18 protein-coding genes are annotated in these 14,954 nt (G+C 54.9%); 9 read left to right on the forward strand and 9 right to left on the reverse strand.

Features of this window, described 5'->3' with window-relative positions; translation table 11 throughout:
• Window positions 1-6 precede the first annotated feature (6 nt).
• The 5 genes from QWY20_RS16600 to QWY20_RS16620 are packed head-to-tail and all read right to left on the reverse strand — an operon-like array spanning window position 7 to window position 4,042.
• Window positions 7-783: a maleate cis-trans isomerase family protein gene (locus QWY20_RS16600; protein WP_330130128.1), complete on the reverse strand. Its 777-nt coding sequence runs from the start codon at window positions 781-783 to the stop codon at window positions 7-9.
• Window positions 773-1,543 carry an alpha/beta hydrolase gene (locus tag QWY20_RS16605; RefSeq protein ID WP_330130129.1) on the reverse strand — a complete coding sequence of 257 codons (771 nt, stop codon included), beginning with the start codon at window positions 1,541-1,543 and terminating at the stop codon, window positions 773-775. Before QWY20_RS16605 ends, QWY20_RS16600 begins: the two co-directional genes overlap by 11 nt.
• Window positions 1,544-1,565: 22 nt before the next feature.
• Window positions 1,566-2,384 (reverse strand): hypothetical protein, encoded by an 819-nt coding sequence (locus tag QWY20_RS16610; protein WP_330130130.1) that lies wholly within the window; start codon window positions 2,382-2,384, stop codon window positions 1,566-1,568.
• Between the two features lie 13 nt (window positions 2,385-2,397).
• Complete coding sequence (locus QWY20_RS16615; RefSeq protein ID WP_330130131.1) at window positions 2,398-3,186, reverse strand: SDR family NAD(P)-dependent oxidoreductase; 789 nt, start codon at window positions 3,184-3,186, stop codon at window positions 2,398-2,400.
• 1 nt (window position 3,187) lies between these two features.
• Window positions 3,188-4,042, reverse strand: coding sequence for an NAD-dependent epimerase/dehydratase family protein (locus tag QWY20_RS16620; protein WP_330130132.1), 855 nt, complete (start codon window positions 4,040-4,042; stop codon window positions 3,188-3,190).
• An 80-nt stretch (window positions 4,043-4,122) separates the two neighbouring features.
• On the opposite strand from QWY20_RS16620, the gene QWY20_RS16625 reads away from it, so the two are divergent.
• A complete protein-coding gene (locus QWY20_RS16625) occupies window positions 4,123-4,599 on the forward strand; it encodes a VOC family protein (protein WP_330130133.1) in 477 nt (158 codons plus the stop codon).
• Window positions 4,592-5,269 carry a hypothetical protein gene (locus QWY20_RS16630; RefSeq protein WP_330130134.1) on the forward strand — a complete coding sequence of 226 codons (678 nt, stop codon included), beginning with the start codon at window positions 4,592-4,594 and terminating at the stop codon, window positions 5,267-5,269. Before QWY20_RS16625 ends, QWY20_RS16630 begins: the two co-directional genes overlap by 8 nt.
• A 5-nt stretch (window positions 5,270-5,274) precedes the next feature.
• Here QWY20_RS16630 and QWY20_RS16635 read toward each other — a convergent pair whose 3' ends face one another.
• A complete protein-coding gene (locus QWY20_RS16635) occupies window positions 5,275-6,075 on the reverse strand; it encodes an SDR family NAD(P)-dependent oxidoreductase (protein ID WP_330130135.1) in 801 nt (266 codons plus the stop codon).
• Window positions 6,076-6,176: 101 nt separating this feature from the next.
• Here QWY20_RS16635 and QWY20_RS16640 point away from each other — a divergent pair, with 101 nt between their 5' ends.
• Window positions 6,177-6,764 carry a hypothetical protein gene (locus tag QWY20_RS16640; RefSeq protein WP_330130136.1) on the forward strand — a complete coding sequence of 196 codons (588 nt, stop codon included), beginning with the start codon at window positions 6,177-6,179 and terminating at the stop codon, window positions 6,762-6,764.
• A gap of 55 nt (window positions 6,765-6,819) precedes the next feature.
• Here the strand turns inward: QWY20_RS16640 and QWY20_RS16645 are convergent, their stop codons facing one another.
• A complete protein-coding gene (locus tag QWY20_RS16645; RefSeq protein WP_330130138.1) occupies window positions 6,820-8,040 on the reverse strand; it encodes an aromatic ring-hydroxylating dioxygenase subunit alpha in 1,221 nt (406 codons plus the stop codon).
• Window positions 8,041-8,228: 188 nt separating this feature from the next.
• Here QWY20_RS16645 and QWY20_RS16650 point away from each other — a divergent pair, with 188 nt between their 5' ends.
• The 4 genes from QWY20_RS16650 to QWY20_RS16665 are packed head-to-tail and all read left to right on the forward strand — an operon-like array spanning window position 8,229 to window position 11,989.
• Complete coding sequence (locus tag QWY20_RS16650; protein WP_330130139.1) at window positions 8,229-9,047, forward strand: red chlorophyll catabolite reductase; 819 nt, start codon at window positions 8,229-8,231, stop codon at window positions 9,045-9,047.
• Window positions 9,048-9,062: 15 nt separating this feature from the next.
• Window positions 9,063-10,466, forward strand: coding sequence for an FAD-dependent oxidoreductase (locus QWY20_RS16655; protein WP_330130140.1), 1,404 nt, complete (start codon window positions 9,063-9,065; stop codon window positions 10,464-10,466).
• Window positions 10,467-10,482: 16 nt separating this feature from the next.
• Window positions 10,483-11,466, forward strand: a complete 984-nt coding sequence (locus tag QWY20_RS16660) for a cupredoxin domain-containing protein (RefSeq protein WP_330130141.1) — start codon at window positions 10,483-10,485, stop codon at window positions 11,464-11,466.
• Between the two features lie 25 nt (window positions 11,467-11,491).
• Entirely contained in the window at window positions 11,492-11,989 is a 498-nt protein-coding gene (locus QWY20_RS16665) for a flavin reductase family protein (protein WP_330130142.1), read from the forward strand.
• 79 nt (window positions 11,990-12,068) lie between these two features.
• On the opposite strand, the gene QWY20_RS16670 is transcribed toward QWY20_RS16665, so the two are convergent.
• Both QWY20_RS16670 and QWY20_RS16675 read right to left on the reverse strand, forming a co-directional pair.
• Complete coding sequence (locus QWY20_RS16670; RefSeq protein ID WP_330130143.1) at window positions 12,069-12,713, reverse strand: glutathione S-transferase family protein; 645 nt, start codon at window positions 12,711-12,713, stop codon at window positions 12,069-12,071.
• Between the two features lie 10 nt (window positions 12,714-12,723).
• Complete coding sequence (locus tag QWY20_RS16675; RefSeq protein ID WP_330130144.1) at window positions 12,724-13,389, reverse strand: hypothetical protein; 666 nt, start codon at window positions 13,387-13,389, stop codon at window positions 12,724-12,726.
• 295 nt (window positions 13,390-13,684) lie between these two features.
• On the opposite strand from QWY20_RS16675, the gene QWY20_RS16680 reads away from it, so the two are divergent.
• Both QWY20_RS16680 and QWY20_RS16685 read left to right on the forward strand, forming a co-directional pair.
• On the forward strand, window positions 13,685-14,452 hold the full coding sequence (locus QWY20_RS16680; RefSeq protein WP_330130145.1) for a GntR family transcriptional regulator: 768 nt from the start codon (window positions 13,685-13,687) through the stop codon (window positions 14,450-14,452).
• A gap of 15 nt (window positions 14,453-14,467) precedes the next feature.
• Complete coding sequence (locus QWY20_RS16685) at window positions 14,468-14,917, forward strand: DUF2141 domain-containing protein (RefSeq protein WP_330130146.1); 450 nt, start codon at window positions 14,468-14,470, stop codon at window positions 14,915-14,917.
• The last annotated feature ends 37 nt before the right edge of the window (window positions 14,918-14,954 follow it).

The raw sequence follows: 14,954 nt of genomic DNA on the forward strand, positions 1-14,954 counted from the left end.
GCCGCCTTACTCCGGAATGGCAATGTGCTCGGCCAGCAAAGAGCCAAAGCCCTGAATGCGGTCCTGAATGCCGTTGCTGCGCAGCGCATGCCAGAAGGTCAGTGCATTGATGGCCAGCACCGGCTTGCCCAGCTCTTGTTCCAGTTGCGCGGCCAGCTCGGTAAAGTAGAGATTGGTACCGGCTTGCAAAATCAAATCGACATCGTCGCCATCCACCGACTTCACCAGTTGGCGGGTTTTGCTAAACGGCTCGTGGGCAATTTCCACCGGCCCCGGCGAGCAATGACCAGCAATGCGCACCACCTCGTAGCCAATGTCTTGCATAAAGGTCACCACCTGCTTGTCACCTACCGGCATGTAGGGCGAGATCACGCCGATTTTTTTCACACCGGGGTAGCATTTCAGCGCATCCATAATGGCCTGAGCACCGAAAGTGACGTTGCAGCCACCGACTTCCTGGGCGATGGCGTTGTAGCGGGCAAACTCCCGATCCGAGCGCTGTTTGCCATCCCAGAAGGTTTCAGCCGAGTAGCCAAAGATCACATGATCCGGCCGGCAGGTCAGTGCATCGCGCAGCCCCTGTTCGGTAGCGGCGCCAATGGCTTGCACCATGGCAACAAATTCGTCTTCGTTGGTGACTTTAAAAGGCGGGATCACGCAACCGCGGGTTGCCAGCACAACCCCTTCCGGCCGCATTTTGTTGTATTCCAGCTCCACTGCAGTGTTGGTGGAAGGCACCAGCAGCGCAAACTTTTTCCGGTAACCATAATAATCAAGCGTCATTGTCGTTGTCCTCATTCTGCTGCCCAGCGGCACCCGGTGCCTGCAGGCGAATAAATGCCAGGCTATGCGCCAGCAATTCGTCGATTTGGCTTTGCCGCGAGCGCAAATTGGCTTCAGTATTGCGGCTGTCGGCAAAATAGCCGTATTGCCAGTGATTTGCCGCCGGCATTTCGATAAATTGGGTCCTGGCCGGAAACTTTTCGGCATTGGCGGCTATTTTTTCTGGCGTGGTCTGGCTGTCCAGTGTGCCAGCAACCGATAAGGTTGGCAGGCTGAACGCCTGCAAATCACTGGCCGGATAAGAGGCCCAGAAAATCAGCGAGGCCAGCCGCTCGGGCTGCTTTTTGGCGTACTCAGCCGCAGCCACGCCACCCAGTGAATGACCAATCAGGTGCCAGCGCTCGATGTCGGGGTATGCCGCCATCACCGCATTGGCTTTATCGATGCCCAAAAAAGCTGTGTTAAAAGGCATCGGCACGATCACCACCAGATGGCCCTCTGCTGCCAACTGCCGCATCACAGGGGCGAAGGTTGCCGGGGCGGTTTTCCCGCCCGGGTAGAACACGATGCCGTCGCTGATGGGGCCCTTAGCCGGTGTAAAGCTAAGCCAGGGTGAGGTTTGCACCTGCACCTCGCTGTCGCTGTGCAGTGCCGCTGCCGTCAGCTCCTTTTGGTAGGCAAAGGGCACCGACATCCAGGCCAGCACGCCGGCAATCAGCAAGCACAGCAGCAACAACACACTCGCAATGATTTTTTTCATCCACCGGCTCCTTTAGAGGCTGTTAAGCGGTTTTGCTTTGCAGGATCTGCTGCTGGCCCATCCGCAGCTCAATCATCCGCTCGACTTCTTCGGCACCAAACACCTGAACCGCCAGTTTATTCATCGGATCGCGCCGATAGCTCATTTCCCGGATCACATGATCGTGCTGCTGCAACAAAGGACGCTCCGCTACCGGAACCGGCGTTGCCGCATCCAGCCAACCCAACCAACGGTCGACTTTTTCATGCAGGTATTTTTCAAAGATATCGATGTTGGCATGCGATAGTTCGCCCATCAGGCTTTGGGTCGCCGGATTGTTCAGCGCCCGCATGTAAGGCCCATGGCTCACCGACCAATGAAAATTCGGATGGCTGCGCAGCTTCAGGTACCAGTCGTTGACCTCGTCGTTGAAGTATTTATCCAGGTAATCCACATCGGTCAGCAGGTTGCGCCTTGGGGTGTAATCGCAATAGCAAAACAAATGCGGCACGGTACCAAACACGATTACCAGATGCGGCACATCAGTTTGCTGATCCAAAAAGGCGGTGGTGTTCATGTCCAAAATACTGGCTTTACGGTTGCCAATCCAGGAGTTCACCAACCAGTCCGCGCCCGGACCACTCCAGGCTTTGTAGCTGCCTTCCCATTCGCCATTGGGCGAGGTGTAGTAGTCCCGGTCAAAAGTCGACGGGTGTTGCTCAAGCTGCGGGAAGCGTGTGGCAATTTTATCTTTCAGTGCCGTTAAAATCCCCCAGCACCGACGCCAGTACTCTGTGACATCCACATTGGGGTTTTCTGCCAAAAATTCATCCAGTGTTTTGGTTTCTTTGTTCACCGACATGCTGTTCTCCTGCTTAAAGCCCGTAAGCGCTGAATTTATCAGCGGGTTTGATAAAAAGACCTTTGATAAAGCGAGCCCAGAGCTTGCGTCGTGACAACCAGGCGATTTTTTGTCCGGTTCTCTGGCAACTCAGCATGGCATCCACCAGAAATGGCGCCACCGTTTCCGGCTCATCGCACACCAAATTGGCAAAATGACGCCGTTTTTGAAAATTGGCCAGGTCGGCTTTGGATTCGCGGATCACCCCTTCGGTAATGATCATGCCGGGACGGATTTTGCCCACCAGCACACCGGTGTCGGCCAGCTCTTTGGCCAGGGCATCGGTAAAGTAGTCCAGCGCGCGTTTGGTGCTGCCATAAATGCCCATGCCCGGGAAAAACTCACCGTCGGAGCCACCACCTAACATGGTAAAGAGCTTGCCATGACCCTGTTTGACCATGGCGCGCGCCGCAGCCCGACTGCACTGGATGGTACCAAGCACATTGGTCAGCAGCATGGTCTCCACATCGCTTTGGCTGGTATTCAGAATGCTGTTGGTGGTTTTGGCCAGGCCCGCATTGTTGACCCAGATATCAACCCCGCCCATGCAGTTGTGTGCATGCTCTATCAAGGCTTCGACCTGCGACAGCTCACGAATATTGCACTGCTGAATGTAAAAGCGCTGATGGTCAAAATAGGCGGCTAACGCCTCCAGCTCCATGCTATTTTGGCCACAGACCAGCACTTCATGACCACGTTGCCAGAACTCGGTCGCCAGTGCCCGCCCAATGCCTTTACTCCCGCCGGTAATCACAACTCGCATACTAGCGCTCCACCCAGTGGGCATTCGGATCCGGCTGCTGCACTTTGTAGCCGGTGGCGTAGATTTTTTCGGCCGATATTTTGCGATTTGGCGCCTTAATCTGACCTAAAAATTCCAGCGGCTGCCAGCCATGTTCACGGCAGATAGCATCGAACACCTGCTGATTGCTGTAAGGGACTTTTTCGTTGTCGCAGACATTGAAAATACCGGTTAAATCGCTATTCACCGCATGCAGTACCGAAGCCACCACATCTTCAAAATGAATTGCATACAAGGGCGCATCGGCCGAAAAGACGGCTTTGCCAGCAAAGTATTCCAGCGCCATCTTGACCCGGGTCGGAAAATCCATATCGCCCGGCGCACCATACATATCCGGGTATCGCAACACGCAGCCTGAGGCATGCTGCAGCACAGCGCGCTCTGCCGCCTGGTAGTATTTGGAGGAAGGCTCGTCGTGATTGGCGGTTGGTGTCTGCTCGCTGATAGGCGCACTGCCCTCGCCGCCGTCGCCATAGACTGAAAAGGACGACAGAAAAATCACCCGAGGGCATACCGCAGCCGCATGCTCGCAGCTCAGTTGCAGTACCTGACGGTAATGCTGTTCGCGCTCTTCCTTGCTACGTGTTTGCCGCACATTGGGCGCCACGGTGACAATGATAAGATCGCAACCCGCAGCAGCCGCAGCCAGCTTATCTTGCTCTTCGCCTTTGAGCACATGCACCTGATCCACCAGCGCACTTAACGCAGCCACTTTATCCGGTGTGGTGGTACTGCCCGACACCTGATGGCCCTGCGCTTTTAGCGCCTGAGCCAAGGCTTTGCCAATATGGCCTAAGCCTAAAATGAAACAATGCATGGCACCCCCTCAAGTTATATTGTAATATCATTATATCATATAGAAGTTTTTCGGAGATACAAGCACTGATGGATGCCCTTTTGACGAAAAAATTGCAGCATTGCCTGCTTGGCTTGCAACACCTGGGCTTTGTGGTGCCCGATTTGGAGCAAGCGCTTGCCGATTGGCAGCAACTTTATGGCCTGACCGAGGCTCAATTAAACCGCCCTGCAGGCGTGCCAGCGGATGCCCCGGTGCGTTTTGCATTTATTGAGATTGCCGGCCAGAAGTTTGAGCTGATGCAGCCGGTGGCCGAGCCCTATCTGAGTTTACTCAATGGTCTGAAAAGTGGTGAGGGCGGCATCAATCACCTGGCCTGGCGGGTGCGCGATCTGGCTGAGGCACAGCAGCTGTTGCAGCAGCAGGGCGTCTTGCCGGGTTATGTCACACCGGACGGCCCAGTCTGCTTTGGCCGTAAAAAAATGCTCTACTTGGATCCTACCACCACGGGCGGCCAGCTGATTGAGTTGATTGAAGTGATGGCCTCAGCCCCAAGCAGTGAGGTCGCTGATGACTAAGCCACAGGCACGGCTTCAACAAGCATTTGCGGACCGCTCAGCCGGGGTTCACTGGGAGCAGCAAGGCCAGTACCACTACCAATGCAATGGTAAGCCGACCGATATTGAAGAGCCCTGGCGGATAGGCATGGATGCCAAGGGCCATCGCATCATCCAAAGTCTGCGCTTTAGCAAGCAGCATCAGATGTTGCTAACTGTGCACTGGCAGCAGCAGGGCGAAACCGCTGAACAGGGCCAGCTGGCAGAGCTGAGCTGGCAACAAGGCAGTGCAAAACCCAGCAGTGCCTGCTATCAGCTGGCTAAAAACCACTGGCAATGCCAGTCCGGCAGTACCCTGCTGAGCGGCGAGCAAGACGGCCCCTGGCATTTTTTCCCGTTATTGCGCGTTTTTAGCGGAGCCATGGTGCTGGCGCTGCAGCAGGAGCAGCCACTGCTGCTGCCGAATCTTGAACTGGGTGCCGATGCCCAGCGGCTGCTGCCGCTTTGGGATAGACGACAAAGCTTTTTGCTGGAAAAAAATTCCACCCATTCGACCTATGCCATGCAAGGCGGTCATTACCGGCCGGACAATGCCCGTTTTGTGCTGGCGCAAGACGGCTTGCTGCAGCGTTACCACTGGCAGCAAACCGACGCGCTTCGTTGGGATATTGCGCTGGAACGCTTAAAATAGCTTGGTTACGAGCTTTCTGGCAACAGCTCACGTTTGCGAAAGCCGGCCATGCTAAAACGGGCAAAGGCTTTGGCCGGTGTCAGCCAGGCCACCTGACGGCCGGTGCGACCTTCTTTTAGCATTTGCTGCACCAACCAGGGCGTGACGGTTTCCACCCGATCGCCCAGAATATTGAAGATTTTCCGGGCTTTGTGCCATTGCTCCGAGCTTTGGTCGTAGTCATTCAGCAGCAAGTCGGTCACCACAATGCCCGGGCTGAGTGCATTGACCTGCACGGCCGTGCCCTTCACTTCTTTTTGCAACGATTTCACCAGGTAAGTCACCGCCCGCTTGGTCGCGCCATAGGCCGCCATGCCAGGCTGAGTGGCGTTGTTGCTGCCAAAGCCTTCCATATTCCATATCTGGCCTCCGCCCTGCTGCACCTGCATCTCCCGGATGCACAGCTGATTGGCCAGCAGCACCGCCGTCAGGTTGGTTTGCACAATACGCAGTAAATCGGCCGGTGTTTGCTCAGCCAGCGGCTTGCGGGCAATGCTGATGCCGGCGTTGTTGATCCAGATATCCACCCGGCCAAACTGCGCCACCGCAAAATTCCACAGCTGCTGCAACTGGCCAGCGTCGGCCACATCACAGGCCTGGCCAATCACCTCGGCACTATCAAAACTGGCTTCCAGCTCAGCTACCGCCGTATCCACTGCGTCTTGCTGGCGGCCTGAAATGACCACCCGGCAGCCCTGTCGCAAAAATTCCGCTGCCAGTCCCCGACCGATGCCGCGGGTACTGCCCGTAATCACCACATTTTTCATGACAAACTCCTTTATTATTGTTATAACATTAATACAAATATGGTCGGCGATTGCAAGCACAAATTTTAAGCAGCACGCCAAACAATGAAGGAGTGAATCGAATGCAATTTCCTGAAGGCAGCGTGGGTCATACCCTGATGCAAATGCGTGGGATCTGGCACGACAGCGTGGAGCTGTTTGAGCTGGATGGCCAGCCACTGGCTGATGATACCCAGGCTGGCAGCGGCACGCCGGGCCTGTCGCCTTTTGATAATCTGGTGTACCTGGACTTTGATGGTGAAGAACTCAAGCTGACCAATGTGCACTTTCGCGGCCGGCCAGCCTGCGCCAAAACCTTTACCGGCCGGATGAAAGACGGCTTGCTGGTGTTTGATCCCTTAGGCAAAGGTGCCTACGAGAACATTGGCATGTCGGGTGGCGGCGGTATTTTAACGTTCAACGCCAGGCAACTGGATCAAGGCACCGATGTCTACATGGAGCCTGATTTTATTATCCTGACCGCCCCTGGCCAGCGGATCCGCCATACGGTGCTGTACCGTGACGGCAAAGCGGTGCGTACCCTGACTGCCAAAGGCACCCGGCTATCACCCTGCTGCAAACAGCGTCACCCGCTCGATCCACGAGGCGCTGAAGGCCCGGTGCATGAAGCTACCTTTCAATCGAACATCTGGCAGCATTTGGTTGAATAAGTCACGTTATTAAAAAAGGCTGCCGAAGCAGCCTTTTCGTTCAAAACCACCCAGCTTAATCAACAATCGACTCATTGGAGTTGGCCGAGTCGGTGGTCAGCCCCACCACTTCTTTTTCAAAAGCTTTCAGTGCTTGCGGCTCTTTCACCGGTGGTATGGTGGGCATTGCATCGAACACCCATTTCTGACCATTTTCCCGCGCCTCACGCCGGGCCGGCGATGGCACCGTCAGCACGGTACGGCCTTTGAAGCTATCACGTTTGTCCAAGTCGATGTGCCAGCCTTTTTCTTCAATCAGCTTACGCCGGGCCATGCGGAAGGTACTCATGAATTTATCGGATTTGACCGATACTTCATTGGCCAGGGTTTCCGGCAGGTAATACGGATTGGCCGCTTCCACAATGCGGGCATCTTCTTCCAGGATGGTCACCAGCCGCTTGTGTGAGCCTTTGTCGAAAATTTTAAACTTCATAAAGGAGCGGAACTGCCAGGCGAAGGTGCGGGTGGTGTGTTCATCCACCGGGGTATTGGCATCGAACATCACAATTTGCCAGCCGGGGCGCAAGTCAATTTGAATGCGAACCACCATGCCAGGCAATTGCCACTCTGGATGCACCCGGGTTTCCTGCTTGTCTTTTCGGATCAGCTTGCGCCACCCTAAAAAGCCACCTTTTAATTGCGGTGGGAACATCACATTGGTGGAACGGCCCCACCACTCGTGTTTTTCCACGTTATCGATGTAGTTATCCGGTGCGGTGCTGGGATAGCCAAAGACCGGATGGACAAAAGATGCATGGGCGATATCAATGCCATTTTCCACCACCCTGGCCGCTTCGGCGTTCCAGGTGTATTCGGCCGGCAGACCACGCCATTCCGGATCCCCATACTGCGGCAAATCCGGGATCGGGTAGCGTTCTTCTTCCGGCAAATCGCCCATAAAGACCCAAATCATGCCGTAGCGCTCTTCCACCGGGTAGGCATCGACCCGAAAACGGGGTGGCACGGTGAAGTCTTTGCCTTCAGACGGAATTTTCTGACACTTGCCTTTGCCGTCGTATTCCCAGCCATGGTAAGGGCAGACCACGCAATCGCGTTTTTCATTCACCCAGCCACCGGCCAGCGAGCCGCCACGGTGCAAACAAACATTGGCCAGGCACTGCACCTTGCCGGTCAGATCGCGAAACAACACTAAGTCCTGTCCCAATACCTTGGTTTTGACCGGCTTGTCTTTGACCGTTTCGGACCACTCTGCCACGTACCACAAGTTGATAATCATCCGCATCCATCCTATTTGACTGATTCACTAAAACACATTGTTATATGTTTAGCACAAAGCAATGGTTCACTTATACCAGTGATTTTTCCGCAAGGGAATAGCAAATCACCGCTTGCCATTGATATTTTGTTATATTAATATATCATTATAACTTCAATTTCAATGGCTGTGACCGTTAAGGAATAAAGATGACAGGAAAAGTACTGAAGTCCGTAATAGAGCTGGTGGAAGAAAATCCGTCGGTCGACAACCGAGCGGTGTTTGAACGGCTGTGGGGCATCACGGAAAAAATGATTGCCCGCATTCATCAACGCTTTGACACCCAACTCGACCCCTGCTGTGAAGTCTTTCAGGATTACCGCACCTTATCCAGCACCGCCGGCGAAGGCAGCCTGAAAGCTTATTCCGGCAAGGAAATTGACTGGCTGATCCACTCCTACATCGGTTCGCCAGAAGCCAGCTTTACCAACATGCACATCACCATCAGTCTGGGGCCACAGTATCTGGTACCGAACTTTGGTTTTGCCTTGGGTACCATCCCGGATCTGTTTTTGTACATGGATTACATTCCAAGAACCGATTTGCTGCTGGACATCGATTACGCCGACAAGTATTACGAGGACGTCAACGAAGAGTTTCTGCAGCTGCAAGCCGATGCCCGGTTCAAACCTTTTATCAGCCGCGATCTCTATACCCGCATCGCCATGACGCCAACCGCTGTCGGCTATTGCGCCGACCGGGATCCTGATGTGATTGACCTGGTAGAACGCATTGCCCATCAACGACTGGACCGCTGGTTGCGCTGGGTGGATGAAGCCGAGCAAACCCCGTTGGAGATCCGCCAACAGTTGATGCAGCGTGATGAACAAATCCGTCGCAATATTTGCGAGCGCGATCCGGCCAACAATCTGGCAGAGCGCTTGTTTGGGGAAGAAACTGCCCACAAGATGGTCGCCACCCTCTGGGGCGGCAACCGCACCCTGCCCCGCCCAGACGGCAGCCGCTAACAAAGCGAGGTGGTTATGGCTGAATTTCTGGTTTGGGAATGTCAGGTTTGTGGCTGGGTGTACGACGAAGCCAAAGGCGCTCCGGATGAAGGCATCGCCCCCGGCACCCGCTGGCAGGATATCCCCGACGATTGGCTCTGTCCGGAGTGCGGGGTCGGCAAGGAAGATTTTGCCATGGTGGCAAAAAGCATTGCCGCTGCGCCTGCAGCCTCAGCACCAGTTAGCAATGAGCCCCAGCCTACCCCAGCGGTAGCCGTTTCCGACCAAGCTCCGCTGGTGATCCTGGGAACCGGGCTGGCCGGTTACAACCTGCTGAAAGCCTTGCGGGCCGCCCACTATAACGGCCCCATTGTGATGATCACCGCCGACGACGGCAGTGCCTATTCAAAACCACAACTGTCAACCGGCTTCGCCAAACAAAAAACAGCTGCGGAGCTGGTGCAACACAGTGCCGAGCAGATGGCCAGGGATTACCAGGCCGATATCCGGATTTTTACCCAGGTTCAGGCGCTGGATCCCAAGCGCAAAGTGCTGCAGCTAAGCTCAGGGGCCAGCCTGCAATACGACAAACTGGTACTGGCCACCGGCGCTGCGCCCATTCGTTTAAAGCTTGAAGGCGATGGGGTGCACAGCCTGCATGCCATCAACGACTTGCTCGACTATGCCCGCTTTCGCACCCAGGCCAGCCAGAAAAAACGTATTCTGGTGCTGGGAGCCGGCTTGATTGGCAGCGAGTACGCCAATGATCTGTGCCAGGCAGGCTTTCAGGTCGAGCTGGTCGATACGCTGCAAGGCCCACTGCGCTCCTTATTGCCGGCAGCGGCCAGCCAATGCCTTGGCAATGCCATGCAACAAGCCGGTATTCGCTGCCATTTCAACACCAGTGTCACTGCAATTGAGCAAACAGCCAATGGCCTTCGCGCACAATTGGTCTCTGGCGACAGTCTGAGCGTTGATCTGGTGCTCTCTGCCATTGGCGTGCGTCCCAACATCGCCCTGGCAAAAGCCGCAGGTCTTAGCACCGAACAAGGCATCGTCGTCGACCGTTACCTGCAAAGCTCAGCCGCGGATATTTACGCCATCGGCGATTGCGCTGAAGTCGCAGGCCTGGTGCGGGTTTATGTCCAGCCTTTATTGGCACAGGTCAAAGCCCTGGCCAGTACCTTGACCGGCACCCCCTGCCCGGTCAGCTATGGCGTGATGCCGGTGGCCGTGAAAACCACCCTGCATCCGGTGGTGGTCAATCCCCCACCAGCCAACGCAGCAGGCGACTGGCACATCGAGCAGGATCAGGCCGATGGGGTGCGGGCGCTGTTTAAAACTGCCGATGGCCAACTGCTGGGCTATGCCCTAACCGGCAACCAGACCGCTCTGGCCAACTCTTTCAATTCACAGTGTCCGGCGTTATTGCCGGCATGATGCAGGAAGTTTTTTTATGTCTGAACAAAGTACGAAACAACCCAGTAAATTTCAACAAGCCATTACCGGCGAATGGCACGGTATGCCTTCGGTCTTTGATGCCGATGGCAACCACACCGGCTTTAACAAGGTTAACCGTGCCAGTGTGTTTGAAGGCGATCGCACCACCTACTGGATGGAAACCGATTTTCAGAACAGCGGTCCTTTGCGCAATCGCTTTGATACCGCCGGTGCACGTTTTGAGTTTGGTGTGATCGACAGCGACAGCAATCGGATCTACTGCGGGCCGGATTTTGTCGGCTCTGGTCGCCCCTACGGTTTGCTGGTGGACTCCAATTACTATTCGCCGGGCTGGAACACCGACTTACGCACGGTGAATTTGATCCTGCCAAGCCACGGTTTGCAGGTGTACTCCTCGCAGCTGTTTGAAGCCGATACTCTGGTGGCGGTGTTCAATGGTCTTTATGTGGTGACCCAGGATCACGACAGCAACCCGGATACCCAGGCTTTTGTCGAAAACTTCCTGGCACAAGAGCAGCAAGCCGCCAGCAAGCCCTTTATTTTGCCGGTGAAACACGCTGGTCAGTGGCGTGGCGAATTTGAAGTGTACGACGACAAGCAGCAGCTGCTCGGCACCACTGCCGTGCTGATTGATTACACCCCGGTGTCCTTAACCAGTGCCGATGTGCGGGTACAATTGTCCGGCGTGATTGATCGCAGCTTTAGCTACCGGCGCAGCCGTACCAATCAGGTGCACCGCTTTGAAGGGCCGGATGTGTTCGGCAATGGCCGGGCTTATGGCCGCTACCTCTGGAGTACCCAGCATTTTTATGGCGAAGCCCTGAAAATCAAAAGCCGCGACACCCTGCTGGATGACAAAGGCACCCTATGCGCCATCTGGAATTTTTACGCCGGTGGCAAAGAGCAGTACACCGCCTTTGGGGTGCTGGACTGGCATCCGGGCGAGCAAGTACTGAACGCCCGTTATGTTCAGCCTTAACCCTTAGCCCGCAGGAGATGATGTTATGCAAGCACCCATGATCGATAGCCGTGAATTTCGTCAGGCACTGGGCCAGTTTCCAACCGGCGTCACCATCATCACCTGCAAAACCGAAGCAGGTGAGTCCGTTGGTATGACAGCCAGCAGCTTTAATTCGGTTTCGCTGGAACCGCCGCTGGTGCTCTGGAGCATTGCCAAGTCGGCCTGGTCGCTGGCCGCCTTTAGTCAGAGCCAGCACTTTGCCATTCATGTGCTGGCCGCGCATCAACAGGATTTATCCAATCAGTTTGCCCGTCAGGGCGCCGATAAGTTTCACGGCATCAAGCTCCAGGAAGGGCTGGGCGGCGCCCCGCTGTTGCCGGATTACTGCGCCCGCTTCCAGTGCCAGATGCTGCATCAGTACGATGGTGGCGACCATCTGATCCTGGTTGGCCGGGTGCTGGATTTTTGCAGCAAACCGCAAGCCCCGCTGGTGTTTCACAGCGGCCGCTACGCCCGATTGGAAGAAGTCGTCCCCGCCTGAGTGGTGTGATAAAGAAAAAGCCGTGTTTGATAGCACGGCTTTTTTATTGGGGAATAAGCAACTTAGCATAAAAACAACATTAGCGTTTGGCAAAAGCCTGAAACGCCAGCGCCATCTCATCGATACCAGCTTTGATGGCAGCCACGTCCATCACCTTCTGCCACCAGTCCTGCAATGCTGGCTGCTCTGCCAGTAAATCGGCGGGCTCGCCCAGCATTTTCGGCAAAGACAACACAAAGTACAGCACCGGAGCCAGGGCAATATCTGCCAAATCCAGACCGCGCTCATTGATGGCACCTGCCTGCTGCCAAATCACATTGGCTTTGCCAAGCTCCTGACGCAGCTGGCTGATTTGCGCGGGTACATCCACCCCGGGACGGCCCAGAAAATGGCCAAACAGCGGAAAAGCGGCCGGGGCCAACTGGGTATCGACAAAGCGTCCCCGTGCATTCATTTGTGCTTTTTGCCAGGGATCAGTTGGTGCCAGCGCAGGCTCCGGATAACTGCTTTCCAAATACTCCAGAATGCTCCAGGATTCCGCTAAGGTAGCGCCATCGTCACGCACCAGCACCGGGATCTTACCAAAGGGGTATTTGCGGACAAAGGCCGGGGTACGCAGCGGTACATCCGGTGGTTCAATGGCAATGGGCAGCTGTTTATGGCCGATCAACATCCGTATCCGGGTGGCGTAAGGGGATAAATCCGAACTCAGTACTTTCATCATCAACCTGTCATTAAATTTGAATCAAATGGATACCAATGGCTGCATTCACCAGCAAGCCACACCAAATCGCAAAGACATAACGCCTCGCCACAGCCAGCGCCTTGTTCATGGCTTGATCATGCTGCGGCTGCACGCCGTCCCGTTGCATCGCTACCCAGGCTTGCATAAAAGGTTTTAAGGCCAGGCGAATGCCAAGACCAGAGCCCACCATGCCAGCAAAGATCAGCAGTTTTGCCGCCATGCGCTCGGTCAGCCAGGGATCGGCGAACCAGGCGGTCGCCGCCAGCAGCGCACAGAGCACGACCACCAGCCAGCGCAGATGAAAATCAACCCGTCCAAGGCGCTGCAAAAAGGATTGGTCTTGATGCAGATGAAGCACCACGACCATCGCCAACCAGGCCAGTCCCAACCCCCAAAATGCGGCAATGGCCAGCGCGGACAGCTGTATCAGTCCTAACATGGCTCCTAAATGAATACCGGTCGGCAGCATCAACGGCATGCAAAAGCGCGGTCCTTGATCGACGCCCATCATGATGGTTAAGGCGGTTGAGCGCTGCGCCACCGTTAATTCAGGCCGCACCAGAAAGCGTGACGCATAAAAAGTGCCGAGATCGCCCCCCAACCAGTAAACAAACAGCAGCAGATGGATAAATTTTAACAACAGTAACTCAGTCATCAGCAAAGCTTCCTTAGCTTTCTCTATAAAACATGGGCGATCCAAATCGGGCTGGATCTTGTATACCTAAGTGCCCTTGTATACCTATGTGATCTTGTATCACAGGCTGATAGTGGCCTGATTGACAAAGGGCAAAACTGAATTTCAGGCGGCCAGCAACGGGAAAAAATGGCGCAAAACTGCCGTAAAATCCCAGCTGAAGGCTGGTCAATATTGATTTATTGATATATCATTTCTTAGTTGCAGTCTGTCGTTCAACATCGAATTTTTTTGAAACCAAGGAAAACAATCAGGTATGACATTTGAAGAACTGTTAGCAGACTCCCGGTTAAAATCTGCCTTGTGGGAAAATGTCCCCACCCCGCTCTACCATCAGGTGTATTTGTATTTAAAAGAAAAAATTCATCATGGCGATATTCCGCACGGTGAGAAAATGCCGACCGAGCATCAACTGTCAGAAGCCTTTGGAGTATCACGCATTACCGCCAAGCGGGCGATGGATGAGCTGGCCGCTGAAGGCTACATTGTGCGTCAGCGCGGCAAAGGGTCCCATGTTGCTTACAAACACCGGGCTGAGCATTTGCAAGCGCCCTTAACGGCTTTGCTGGATAGTTTAAAAGTGATGGGCCAGGAAACCGTGGTGAAATCCCTGACCTTTGCCCGGCTGGTGCCACCTTTGGACATTCAGGAGCGCTTTGGCACCGGCCCGAATGACACCCTGATCCAGTCAGTGCGTCTGCGCTACGCCGATGGCAAACCCTTTGGCTACTTTGTCAGCTGGACACGCGATATCGGCGATCTGTACACCGAAGAGAACATCTGCAAAATGTCGCGGATCGACATTTTCAGAAAGTCCAACATTGCGCTGGATAAAGTCGAGCAGTCGGTCACTGCGACCTTGTCCAACAGCGACACCGGCGCTTTTCTTGAAGTCCCGGTCGGCCGGCCTTTGTTGGTGCTGGATCGCTCCATGTTCGATGACAGCGGTCAGCTGATAGATCACATGTACGCGCTCTACCGGCCCGATCAATATCAATTCGAGATGCAGTTTTCGATGAAATAATCCAAGGAGTGACTAATGACGCGGATCCGAAAGCCCTTGCACGCCCTGCTGGCAGCCACTAGCCTACTGCTTGCTCCCACTTTGTTGGCAGACACCTTGCTGCTGCGGATCAACGGCATTGCCTCCGGGCAAGGCAAGGTGGTGGTGCAAGTGTACAGCAACGAGCAACACTGGCTGTCCGATAAAGCCGACGAGATGGCGCTGCGATTGGTGGTGGATGCTGCCGAAGTCAAAGCCAACCCGGAAGTCGCCCTGCCCCTGCCGTATGGCCGATATGCCATTCAGGTCTTTCATGATCTGGACAGCAACGATCGGCTGCGCACCAACTGGCTGGGCATCCCGCGTGAACCGGTTGGTACCTCCAACAACGCTACCGGCCGCATGGGGCCGCCCCGCTTTAACGATGCCAGCTTTGAGTTCAGCGAAGAAGCCCCCGTGCACGAGCTGAACATGGTCAACATCTAACCAAAGCCACTGCCATAAAAAAACCCCTGAGCTCTGT

It is taken from the genome of Alkalimonas cellulosilytica, assembly GCF_036325985.1.
In the GTDB taxonomy this organism is placed as follows: Bacteria; Pseudomonadota; Gammaproteobacteria; order Enterobacterales; family Alteromonadaceae; genus Alkalimonas; species Alkalimonas cellulosilytica.